Source organism: Porphyromonas vaginalis (assembly GCF_958301595.1).
GTDB lineage: Bacteria > Bacteroidota > Bacteroidia > Bacteroidales > Porphyromonadaceae > Porphyromonas > Porphyromonas vaginalis.
The window spans coordinates 1269692-1281551 of record NZ_CATQJU010000001.1; the positions used below are offsets into that span (position 1 = coordinate 1269692).

Annotated in this window: 7 protein-coding genes; all 7 read right to left on the reverse strand. The window is 53.5% G+C overall.

Annotated elements, in window-relative coordinates; all coding sequences use genetic code 11:
* Positions 1 to 8: 8 nt before the first annotated feature.
* The 7 genes from gcvP to Q2J34_RS05090 all read right to left on the reverse strand — a co-directional run bounded on the left by gcvP (position 9) and on the right by Q2J34_RS05090 (position 11692).
* On the reverse strand, positions 9 to 2894 hold the full coding sequence (gcvP, locus tag Q2J34_RS05060) for an aminomethyl-transferring glycine dehydrogenase (RefSeq protein ID WP_300969448.1): 2886 nt from the start codon (positions 2892 to 2894) through the stop codon (positions 9 to 11).
* Between the two features lie 5 nt (positions 2895 to 2899).
* The gene (locus tag Q2J34_RS05065; protein WP_298889787.1) at positions 2900 to 3553 is read right to left on the reverse strand and encodes an MBL fold metallo-hydrolase; all 654 of its coding nucleotides are present in this window, start codon (positions 3551 to 3553) and stop codon (positions 2900 to 2902) included.
* Positions 3550 to 4236: a 16S rRNA (guanine(527)-N(7))-methyltransferase RsmG gene (gene rsmG, locus Q2J34_RS05070; RefSeq protein WP_298889789.1), complete on the reverse strand. Its 687-nt coding sequence runs from the start codon at positions 4234 to 4236 to the stop codon at positions 3550 to 3552. The genes Q2J34_RS05065 and rsmG overlap by 4 nt, the downstream gene beginning before the upstream one ends.
* 349 nt (positions 4237 to 4585) lie before the next feature.
* On the reverse strand, positions 4586 to 7180 hold the full coding sequence (gene clpB, locus Q2J34_RS05075; RefSeq protein WP_300969449.1) for an ATP-dependent chaperone ClpB: 2595 nt from the start codon (positions 7178 to 7180) through the stop codon (positions 4586 to 4588).
* Between the two features lie 155 nt (positions 7181 to 7335).
* Entirely contained in the window at positions 7336 to 8256 is a 921-nt protein-coding gene (locus tag Q2J34_RS05080) for an Ig-like domain-containing protein (protein ID WP_300969450.1), read from the reverse strand.
* A gap of 203 nt (positions 8257 to 8459) precedes the next feature.
* Positions 8460 to 9428, reverse strand: coding sequence for an OmpA family protein (locus Q2J34_RS05085; protein ID WP_298889795.1), 969 nt, complete (start codon positions 9426 to 9428; stop codon positions 8460 to 8462).
* 20 nt (positions 9429 to 9448) lie between these two features.
* Positions 9449 to 11692, reverse strand: coding sequence for an outer membrane beta-barrel protein (locus Q2J34_RS05090; RefSeq protein WP_300969451.1), 2244 nt, complete (start codon positions 11690 to 11692; stop codon positions 9449 to 9451).
* Positions 11693 to 11860 lie beyond the last annotated feature (168 nt).

Consider the following 11860-nt stretch of genomic DNA (forward strand, 5'->3'; position numbering starts at 1 on the left):
AGGACTGCTTATTTACTCAGTTCATCGATGATCTCTGGTGTACAGGCACAAAAAGCTGGGATCAGGTTGCGGTCGCCAAAGCCGTTGTCTATGCGAGCCACATTGACCCAAAACTTATTGTCCTCAAGGTAGGGCAGAGCAAAAGCAGCCTGCTGACGTGTGTAAGCGTGATGCCACTCGTCGGCACAGACCTCGTACTGGGGGTGCGGAGCGTTCTTGATGACGTTGTCCTCTGCGTCAGCCTTGCCCGAGGCAATGTCCTGAGCCTCCTGGTAGATCTGATTCATCACAGCGACAAAGCGGTCTAGCTCAGCCTTGCTCTCGCTCTCGGTCGGCTCGATCATGAGCGTGCCGTGCACGGGGAAGGAAACCGTCGGAGCGTGATAGCCGAAGTCCATCAGACGCTTAGAGATGTCGCCCTCGTCGACGCCTGCCTGAGCCTTGACACCACGGCAGTCGAGGATCATCTCGTGTCCGACGAAGCCACGGTCGCCCGTGTAGACAACGCCGTAGTTGTCGTGGAAGAGTGCCTTCAGATAGTTAGCATTGAGGATCGCCATAGCAGTAGCCTGACGCAAGCCTTCGTAGCCTAGGAGGCGAATGTAAGCGTAGGTGATGACGAAGACACCAGCACTACCGAAGGGTGCTGCCGACACTTGGTTCGTAGCGTCAGACCAGCGCTCCACATGCTTGGGTAGATGGGGTACTAGGTGCTCAGCGACACAGATTGGGCCGACACCAGGACCGCCACCACCGTGCGGGATCGCAAAGGTCTTGTGCAGGTTCAGGTGGCAGACGTCAGCTCCCATATAGCCAGGGTTGGTCCAGCCTACCTGTGCATTGAGGTTGGCACCGTCCATATAGACCTGTCCGCCGATCTCGTGGATGCGGTCGATGATGGTGCGGATATTGCTCTCGAAGATACCGTGCGTACTGGGGTAGGTAATCATGATGGCTGCGATACGATCCTTGTACTGCTCGGTGAGCTCCATAAAGTGATCCATATCGATATCGCCGTTGTCTGCCGTGCGGACGGTGATGGTGTCAAAGCCTGCCTGTACAGCACTGGCGGGGTTGGTACCGTGTGCAGAGGCGGGTAGGATGATGAGGTCACGAGCACCCTGGCCAGTAGCCTGTAGATAGCTACGTATGACACGCAGACCAGTGTACTCACCAGCAGCACCTGAGTTGGGCTGGAGCGAAGCACCCTTCATACCAGTGATCTCACATAGGAGAGCGGACAGATTGCGTATCATCTCTAGGTAGCCCTCGACTTGGTCATCAGGAGCGTAGGGGTGGATATTGGCAAACTGTGGGTTGCTCAGCTGTGCTACCTCCGAAGCGGCATTGAGCTTCATGGTACAAGAGCCTAGCGAGATCATAGACTGAGCCAGTGAGATGTCCTTGCGGTCTAGTCGCTTGATGTAGCGCATCAGCTCGGTTTCGGAGTGATACTTCTGGAAAGTATCATACTGCAGGAAGTCACTCTGACGAGCGAACTTCTTGTCGAAATAAACTTTCGTCTCATTGACCTCAACGCCCTCGATGTCGCCCTCTTTGCCCTGGAGCTGTGCGAAGATGTAGAGGAGTACTGAGAGGTCGCTCTCGAGCGTAGTCTCATCGATGCTGATGCCGACGTGACGACCATCCTCGTAGTAGCGTAGGTTGACCTGGCAGTCGAGGGCGATCTCACGGAGCTTCTCAGTAGTGAGTCCCTCGGGGAGCTCGATGTATAGGGTGTCGAAGAAGTTGTCGTTGAGCTGCTTGTAGCCCATCGCCTCAAGCTGCTCTGCTAGATAGCCTGCATAAGCGTGGATGCGGTGAGCGATGTGGCGCAGACCCTCGGGGCCGTGGTAGACAGCGTAGAAGCCGCTCATCGTAGCGAGCAGAGCCTGTGCTGTACAGATATTGCTGGTGGCACGCTCACGCTTGATGTGCTGCTCGCGTGTCTGCAGCGCTAGACGGTAAGCGGGACGACCGTAGGTATCCTTGGAGATACCGATGATACGCCCAGGGATGGTGCGCTTATAGTCCATCGTAGAGGCTAGATAGCCTGCGCTAGGACCGCCGAAGTACATGGGGATACCGAAGCGCTGTGCCGAACCGAAGACGATGTCTGCACCCCACTCGCCTGGAGGTGTGAGGAGCACGAGACTCATCAGGTCGGCGGCTACGGCTACACGTACACCTGCAGCCTTAGCACGCTCCATAAAGTCATGGTAGCAGTGGATGCTGCCCTTTTCGTCTGGGTACTGAATGATAGCTCCAAAGACTTTGTCTGTAAAGTCAAAGGTCTCGTAGTCGCCTACGACGATCTCCATACCTTGCTGGGGAACGCGTGTCTGGATGACTGCCTGCGTAGAGGCGAAGACGCGCTTGTCGATGAAGAGCTGGTTGGCACCGGCCTTCTTCTGCTCTCTAGACCGCTCGTTGTAGAGCATGAGGGCAGCCTCAGCGCCTGCGGTAGCTTCGTCAAGTAGCGAGCAGTTGGTCAGAGGCAGTCCTGTCAGATCTGTAATGACGGTCTGGAAGTTAAAGAGAGCCTCGAGACGACCCTGTGATACCTCAGCCTGGTAAGGTGTGTAGCTGGTGTACCATACAGGATTCTCTAGGACATTGCGGATGATAGGCTGTGGGGTTACGGTATCGTACCAGCCCATACCGATGTATGAGGTGAAGATACGATTGCGAGATCCTAGCTCGAAGAGATGCTCGCTGAGCTCACGCTCAGTCATTGGCTCTGGTAGGTCGAGAGGCTTCTCGAGGAAGATGCCCTCGGGGTATACCTTGTGCATTAGCGCATCTACGCTGTCTACGCCGACGACCTGGAGCATCTCAGGCAGGTCAGCCTCGGAGATACCTATGTGACGATAGGCAAAGTTTCTTGTATCCATCTATTTTAGTTGATATAAGGGTTATTACTTTTTTCGTTGTATATGGTTGTGTGTGGTCCATGCCCTGGGTAGACGATGGTGTCGTCGGGCAGGGGACGCAGTTGGGTCTTGATACTGTGGAGGAGCGTCTGGTAGTCTCCGCCTGGTAGGTCACTACGGCCTATGTCGCCTCGGAAGAGGACGTCGCCCGTGAAGACAATCCGCTCGCTCGGTAGGTAGTAAGCGACATGGCCTGCTGTATGTCCTGGCACGAAGAGGTCGTAGATAGGTAGCTCGCCCAGTCGTAGCGGCTGATCGCTCGGCAGTGGATGGATCTGAGAAAGATCGAAGGCCCCTTCTGGTACCTCAAAGCCCCAAGCGCGCATCTGCGCCTCGGGAGAGACCGCTTGCGCTAGCTCGACAGGGTGTGCATACGCCTTTGCCTCGGGGAAGGCCTGGAGTGCCCAGGGCAAGCCCCAGAGATGGTCGAAGTGCAGGTGTGTGAAGAGGAGTAGGTCTACGCTTAGCCCCCACTGCTTGATGCGCTGTGCAAGACGCTCCTGCTCGCTTGCGGTGGCGCATCCGCAGTCGATGATGGCTGCGTGACCGTCGCTGGTCGAGAGGAGGTAAGTATTTTCCTGTATGACGTTACATACGAATGTAGATACTTCGCAGTTCATAGTTCTTTTCCGTTAGTTAGTTTGTCCTGCTTGGCGACATAGACGATCCATTTGTCCTGATAGTAGTCGGGGTAGTCGGCCAGTGTACTGATCGCGGTGAGCTGTGCGGGTACTCCTGCTTGCGCTATCTCCTCGCTGAGGTCGCCACCCTTGAGACAGTAGATGCCAGAGCGGGGAGCTTGTGAGCCTTGGAGTAGATGCTGCGTGTACTCATAGAGCCGTCCCAGAGGCATGGCCGCGCGTGATACGACGTAGTCGCAGTGGAGACCGCTGCTCTCGACACGGGTGTGGTGCGTAGAGACATTGGTTAGGCCTATCTCGTCAGCGATGGACCGGGCTACGTGGAGCTTCTTGGCAATGCTGTCGATCAGCAGGAACTGATATTGAGGATATAGGATAGCTAGCGGGATGCTGGGGAAGCCACCGCCACAGCCCACGTCAGCAATGGTGTAGCTGGTCGGCTCGTGGGGCAGAAGCCACGCGAGTGCCAGTGAGTGCATCACGTGGTGCAGGTAGAGATTGTCTATGTCTCGTCGGGAGATGACGTTGATGCGTGCGTTCCACTCTTTGTAGAGCGGATAGAGTGCGGTCAACTGCTGCTGGGCAGTTGGGGAGAGCGCAGGAAACTGCCTCAGGAGCCTATCCAATTGCTCCGTGGGGGTAGTGCTTGGTGTGGTGGGCATCTCTACAAACGCACAATTAATAGGGGGAGAAGCGTTATATCTCCCCACAAATGTACGAAAAAAGAGCACAACCCACGGTGTAGTGAGTTGTGCTCTTGATCTTTTCGTGCTGCTCTTCTACTAGAAGCCGCAGCAAAGTGTAGGGTACAGTCTAGTCCCTTTAGAGACTATTGCATAAAGGCGAATCGCTGTGTTGCTTTCGGGATTCGGCTTCGGTTACATACGGATGTATGCTCCCTTCAGACCTCACCCTCAGCGCCTTGCGCTTCATCCTTTCTGCAAAGTCTAGACAATCTTGCAAGCAAGATTGTGAGACTGTTGACTTTTGCAACAGTCTCCTTTAGTCTAGTTAGTCTACGAAGGTGAGCTGCTTGTCAGCCCCTACGTCTAGCGTGATAGGCTTCGTGCGCTCTACGGTGCCAGCCAGGAGTGCCTTCGAGAGCTCGTTGAGGACGAGGCGCTGTATGACACGCTTGACAGGACGTGCGCCAAACTCGGGATCGTAGCCCCGCTCGGCTAGCAGGTCGATGGCGGCATCGCTGTAGTGGAGCGTTACGCCGTTCTCCTTGAGTGTACGAGCTACCTTGTCGAGCTGTAGACGTACGATCTGAGCGATCTGAGGCTTGGTCAGTGGCGTGAAGACGATGGTCTCGTCGATACGGTTGACAAACTCAGGACGGATCGTCTGCTTGAGTAGCGTCTTGACCTCTTCCTCGGTGCGCTCGATGACCTCTTCGCGGTTCTGCTCGTCGATATGCTCGAAGTTGCGACGGATCAGGTCGGAGCCTAGGTTGCTGGTCATGATGATGATCGTGTTCTTGAAGTTGACCACGTGACCCTTGTTGTCCGTAAGCCTACCATCGTCCAGTACTTGGAGGAGTAGGTTGAAGACGTCGGGGTGTGCCTTCTCAATCTCATCAAAGAGTACGACCGAGTAGGGCTTACGCCTGATAGCCTCAGTGAGCTGACCGCCCTCGTCGTAACCTACGTAGCCAGGAGGCGCTCCGATGAGTCGAGTCGCGCTAAACTTCTCCTGATACTCGCTCATATCGATACGAGTCATCATGTGCTCATCATCAAAGAGACACTCAGCCAAAGCTCTGGCCACCTCTGTCTTACCGACACCTGTCGTGCCGAGGAAGATAAAGGAGCCGATTGGCCTATTGGGATCTTGCAAGCCTGCACGGCTACGACGCACCGCATCGGCAATAGCGGTGATCGCCTCCTCCTGACCGACGACACGCTTGTGTAGCTCGGCCTCTAGGTTGAGCAGCTTGTCGCGCTCGCTCATGAGCATACGGCTTACGGGGATGCCAGTCCAGCGAGCTACGATGTCAGCGATGTCTTCAGCCGTCACCTCCTCGGTGATCAGTGCGGTGCCAGAGGCACGCTGCTCGGCAAGCTTCTGATTGATCTGAGCGATCTGATCGTCTATCTCCTTGAGTCGTCCGTAGCGTAGCTCAGCCACACGACCGTAGTCGCCTAGTCGCTCCGCTTTGTCTGCCTCGATAGAGGTTTGTTCACGCTCTACCTTCAGCTGCTGCGCCTCATTGACCAGGTCTTTCTCGCCATGCCACTGAGCGGCCAGCGCATTGCGCTCCTCCTCTAGATCGGCTATCTGCTTGGAGAGAGCCGTCAGCTTAGGCTCGTCGTGCTCACGCTTGATCGCCTCACGCTCTATCTCTAGCTGCTTGATACGACGCTCCAGCTCGTCTAGCTCTTCGGGCATCGAGTCTATCTGGATGCGTAGTCGTGCAGCAGCCTCGTCCACAAGGTCGATAGCCTTGTCAGGAAGGAAGCGGTCGGTGATGTATCGCTCGCTCAGCTGTACAGCCGCTAGGATAGCATCGTCTTGGATACGTACCTTGTGGTGGTTCTCGTACCGCTCCTTCAGACCTCTCAGGATAGAGATACTGCTCATCTCGTCAGGCTCGTCGACCATCACCATCTGGAAGCGGCGCTCGAGTGCCTTGTCCTTCTCAAAGTATTTGCGGTACTCATCGAGGGTGGTGGCTCCGATAGCCCGTAGCTCACCACGAGCGAGAGCCGGCTTAAGGATGTTTGCCGCATCCATAGCACCTTGCGAAGCTCCCGCCCCGACGAGTGTGTGGATCTCATCGATGAAAAGGATAACCTGTCCGTCGGAAGCGGTCACCTCGTTGACTACAGACTTAAGACGTTCCTCAAACTCTCCCTGATACTTCGCTCCTGCTATGAGAGCACCCATATCGAGTGAATAGATGAGCTTGTCCTTGAGGTTCTCAGGCACGTCACCACGTATGACACGGTGCGCCAAGCCCTCGGCGATAGCTGTCTTACCGACACCAGGCTCACCGACGAGGATAGGATTATTCTTCGTACGGCGAGAGAGTATCTGTAGGACACGACGTATCTCCTCGTCACGACCTATGACCGGGTCTAGCTTGCCCTCACGAGCACGCTCGCAAAGGTTGATAGCATACTTGCCAAGGGCGTTGTACTGCTGATCACTCGTTGCGGAGTCTACCTTGCGTCCCTTGCGCAGCTCCCGAATAGCCGCCTCAGCGTCAGCGTAGGTCAAGCCCGCGTCGAGGAGTAGCTGACGCGCATCGTTGGTCACCTTGAGAAGGGCTAGGAAGATATGCTCCACAGCTATGTATTGGTCACCCATCTCACTAGCTATCTGCTCGGACTGGGTGAGTACTTGGTTCGTCTGGTCAGAGAGGTAAGGCTCTCCGCCAGATACGTGAGGCAGACGCTTCAGTTGCTCTGCTACCGACTGCTCTATCTGGTGCATGTAAGCCCCTGCCTTGGTAGCGACATACTCGACGACGTCACGTCCCTCACGTAGTAGCGCATCTAGGAGGCATATAGGCTCTAGAGCCTGATGCTCCTGCTGGCGCGCTTGGGCGATCATCGTTTGGATCACCCGCTGCGATTTGATGGTGTACTTATCTATGTTCATGTGTTTAAGGTTTGATTTTGACTACCTCAAGCAACTGATGTGCCAAAGGACAAAATGTCACACACTAGCATCTTTAGTTCATACAAAAGAAGAGAAGGCAAGCACACATTGCTCACCTTCTCTTACTATTATATAAGGGTGTCTTGATTGGCAGCTTACTTCTTTGGTACCGTAGACGTGGCAATCTGTAGTCTCAGACCGAAGCCAGCCCCATCGGTAGCAGGCACAGACTGGATGCAAAGCCATAAGTCCCCCTCGGGGTATCGGTCTCTGCAGTAAGCATAAAAGAGTGGCCCTTTTCTTTCATCCTTTGTCATCCTAAAGTCGTCGGTAAAGCCGTACCCCTGAGCGATACTCTTGAGTAGGTCGTAAGCCTCGCTGTCTTTTTGGTACGCTTTGATGAGGATGTCTTCATGGGATAGATAGGCGGTGAAGAGTAGCAGGAAAGATCGATCCGTACGTCCAGGAGTGTATCTGTAAGCGATGCGCTTGATGTAGCGCATGTCGGTATAATTGTCTCCTTGACTCGGGGCGATAAAGGAGAGTGCGTAGGAAGAGCCTCCAGGTACCTTACGATCACTTTCCAAGAGCCAATCTTTAGCTTCGTTTGCCATCTGTATCTCATCCTTGCGCTGCTCAATCTCCGCAAGGATTGGTATGTAGATTGGGACAAATCGTCTGTCGGGGTCATCAGCTCCTATATATCTCTTGGCATCAACCTGGACGGCGGGCAAGACTTGGACAGAAACGGAGACCTGAGCTTCGCCAGCAGCGATAGTTATGGTACAGTGCCCCTCCGCCACGGCGGTTACTAAGCCTTGGCTGCTGACGGTGGCGACAGCCTCATTTGTTGACTGGTAGGTGTATCGCAGTGTTGCATCAGCGGGTGTCGCTGAGACGCTCAGCTGTGCACGCTTCCCTACCCGTAGTGAGAGCCTCTCGGGTGAGACGGAGAGCGTCGTGTGAGTAGGCTCCGTGGGTGGCTTCGGCGTTGTGGGTGGCTCCTTGTGACAAGCTATGAGCGAGAGCGTCAGAGCTAGGAGTAAAACGTTTAATGGTAGTGTCTTGAAGAACATATGGTTAGATATTAGGGGGGGGAGAGTCTTTTTGTCTAAGTGGTACAAAGGTAGAAAAAACATGCCACTTGTCGCACTGTGTTCTTTGGTGGGCATGAGCTTAATACAAAAGGAGACCTACACACTCTATGGTATAGGTCTCCTTCGGTATGATTAGACTGCTATTGCTATTGACTAGCTATAGGCAGACTGGAGTTGTACTACTAGTAGATGACGTCCATGTCTACGCGGCGTGCATCGGTGCGCTTAGCTGGTGTCGTGTCGACACCATTGTCGTAACGCTTGATAGCAGCTGCGGGTACGCCTGCCTCTTGGAGTGCCTTGATGACACTAGCAGCACGCTTAGCTGCGAGCTTGTTGTTGAAGTCTACTGGACCATCGATACTAGCATAGCCGTATACGAGTACGAGGGCGCGTGGATCGTTGATGACAAAGTCAGCAACGTTGCGCACAGCCTCGCGACCCTCTGCATTGAGGACGTCCGAGTTGACCTTAAAGAATACGCTACGACTGAGCTGCACGTTGTTGCGTGAGCGGTCTTGGTGGATCACCCGACGGTTGTCGTAGTTGTAGACAGGAGCCTGTGCAGGAGCCTTCTCTAGCTCATCAATCTGACTACGTAGAGCGGCTAGCTGCTGAGCTATCTGATCATCGTCACGCTGAGGGTTCTGCTGAGCTGCCTTGAGGCGAGCTAGCTCCTCTTCGAGTGCTTTGATCTTGTCCGCATCGTTAGTAGCCTGAGCCCCCTGAGCTACGACAAGATTACTCCCAGCGGGGTAGTATAGCTGTCCTCCGACGTTGATAGGCTGTCCAGGCTGTGTATAGACTGGAGTGGCCTTCATAGCGTTGAGGTTGTGATACTGTAGGAGTAGATAGAGTAGATCTCTGTCCTTATTGTTTGTGATTGTTATGTCACGTTGCTGAGGACAAGCCTTATTCATCTCATCCTCTTCGGCTGCGGTGACTATAGCATTGATGAGCGTGGCTAGCTCTTGCTTTGTCATTACCACCTCTTTCTCACGTCTGTCACGCTCGCCCTTCTCGACGCGCTCCGTGCGGTCGCGCTTCTGGCGAGGTGCCTGACGTCCATCACGCTGTGCCTCCACAGGTGTGGAGACAGCAGCTGATAGAAGGATCACGCACAGCCCGACTATAAATGATTTCTTAGTCATACTGTTGTAGTGATAATTGATTAGAAGTAGAAGCGGTATCCGAGAGATACGCTATGATTGCGTAGTGAGTGACGTAGACCGTAATCTAGGAATACAGCACTGTTGAGCTGTGGAAGCTTGTAAGAAGTACCAACGAGGAAGTTGACACCAAGCTTTGTGTCTGTAAAGCCACCGACACCAGCACCTAGATAAGGTACGAAGTCACCTAGCTCCTTGAAGTTGAAGTTGTAAACGACGTTGCCTGAGATACCGAGGGTAGTCTTCTTGCCAAAGCCGACGAAGATCTCAGGGACGAAGTCTAGGTTCGTATTGCTGATAGGCATGTAAGCGCGAGCACCGATTGCAAAAGTACCGAAGAGGTTCTCCTCCTTAGGCTTTACGAGGTTGGTACCTACGAGTAGGCCTACAGAGTTTAGCTTGAGGAGACTATTAGAGTTCTTGTCTACGGGTGTTGCATCGCTATTCATAGCTGCTGCAGAAGGTGTAGCAGGAGTCTGATAAGCAGGGTGCGTAGGAGGTGTCGTTACAACAGTCGTCGTAGAGGCGGGCTGCTGTGCACGCATCTGATTGCTCTGCTCGACCTTTCTATCAAGTGCATCGAGACGATCGAGGATCTTCTCGTTTTGCTCTGTTAGCTCAGTCGTAGTTGTCGTAGTGCTCTGAGCCTTTACCTGCTCATTAGCGAGCATCTGCTGCTGAGCGATGTACTGGGGAGAATTGCCGATGAGGGCGTGTACTAGCTCGCGCTCTAGTGGAGTAAGAGCGTCATCGTTGGGCTGACGGTTGACGTTGCCCTTCTGGCAGGAGTGACCCTTCTTGTTGGTGCGGTTGCGATCGATGATGCGCTGTGCCATATCCTCGATCTCAGATGGAGTCATGCGTACATACTCATCATTGTCACGATCCTGACCATAGTAGCGGTACTCACGATACTCGCGATACTCCTTATCTCGCATCTCGTTGACCTTATCCTGGACCTCCTCGTCTACAGTTGTGTCAAACTGGTAGTGACGAGCAGCTTTACCTAGGTTAAAGCGTACACCGAACTGATAAGCCATGTTCTTAGCAACGATCTCAGAGCTCTTTGTGACCGTCGTTGTCTTGACTCCAGGAGCTGGGTGTGCGATGAAGTTTGCACTACCGAATACGCTGACATAGCGGAAGAGGGGTACCTCTAGACCGATACCAGCCATACCGAATACGACATCATGTAGGTTAGCCTTGTCTAGCTCGGTAGCCTTCTCAGAGAGCTTAGCATCGAGGTAACCAGCACCGAGGTTGATGTAAGGTGTCACACCACGAGGTAGGTTGAGACGGCCGGTGAAGTAACCACCGTACATAGCGCACTCCTTGTCGAAGTCGAAGTTGAGCTTCTTGCCAGGCTTACCAGCTTGGTAGTAGAATCCACGTACACCGAAGGTGTTGTTGAAGTCTAGACCTACCTGACCACCGTAGAACCATGAGTCACGTGTGTTCCAGTAAGAGTTCTGATTGAAGTCCATGTATAGGAGAGAGGGCTCGATCGTGAAGACCATACCACGGAAGCCGTTTGAGAAGAAGTCTCTGTAAGCGCGGCTTACCTCATTACCACCTCTGGGGTCGTAGCCACCGAGGTAGACAGAGAGACCAGCACGAGCTGAGAAGTTGTTCATCAGAGCTAGACCATGCTTGTCGACCTTCTGACTAGCCTTTGCTAGATTGACGTATGGGTTGAGTAGATCTGTGCGGAAGCCCAGGTAGTTACCTGATAGGTTGAGGGCGATACGAGGTGCTAGATTGATCTTAAAGCCTAGTGCTCCAGAGAAGTATAGGTGATCAGTCTTCATCATCTCGATCTTCTGATCAGCGATGGGTAGCTCGTACTTCATGTTTTGGATACCACCACCGACGAGTAGGTAAGGAGCTAGGATGTAGCCATCGAGGAGGTTGAACTTCAGCTCAGCACCATAGCGCTCGATGTCGATCTTGCGATTACTCATCTGATCCTTAAAGATCGGATCTACGTTCCACTCATTGCCGTTGAGCTTAGACTTGATGCCGAAAGAGCGATCATAGACACCGCGTAGCTCTACAATTGGGCCGAAGCCGAAGCCAGCGCGTACGCCCCATAGCATAGCGTTGTCGATGTTGAGAGCATCGTCAAGGAACTCATACTGAAAGCCGCCACCGACAGTGACGCTCGCATCCTTGACCTGTGCCTTGGCCCCGTTGAAGCTCAGAAGAGCTACAAGAGCCGTACATAGTAGTAGGATTTTTTTATTCATAGTCGAACTATTAAATTGGTTGATAATGCTTAGTAAAGTTGGTGTACAAATAGAAGACCGTCTCACCTCACTCCGTTATATTGGTAGATGCTCCAAAGAAAACATCTTCTAGAGGGGAGACGAGCAGACTATCTCGCTATATCTGCTGTCACAAAGGTATGAAAAAGT

Excerpts from the sequence above, each read along its gene's own strand:
- gcvP (WP_300969448.1), bottom strand. The coding sequence starts at position 2,894 with ATGGATACAAGAAACTTTGCCTATCGTCACATAGGTATCTCCGAGGCT.
- Q2J34_RS05065 (WP_298889787.1), bottom strand. The coding sequence starts at position 3,553 with ATGAACTGCGAAGTATCTACATTCGTATGTAACGTCATACAGGAAAAT.
- rsmG (WP_298889789.1), bottom strand. The coding sequence starts at position 4,236 with ATGCCCACCACACCAAGCACTACCCCCACGGAGCAATTGGATAGGCTC.
- clpB (WP_300969449.1), bottom strand. The coding sequence starts at position 7,180 with ATGAACATAGATAAGTACACCATCAAATCGCAGCGGGTGATCCAAACG.
- Q2J34_RS05080 (WP_300969450.1), bottom strand. The coding sequence starts at position 8,256 with ATGTTCTTCAAGACACTACCATTAAACGTTTTACTCCTAGCTCTGACG.
- Q2J34_RS05085 (WP_298889795.1), bottom strand. The coding sequence starts at position 9,428 with ATGACTAAGAAATCATTTATAGTCGGGCTGTGCGTGATCCTTCTATCA.
- Q2J34_RS05090 (WP_300969451.1), bottom strand. The coding sequence starts at position 11,692 with ATGAATAAAAAAATCCTACTACTATGTACGGCTCTTGTAGCTCTTCTG.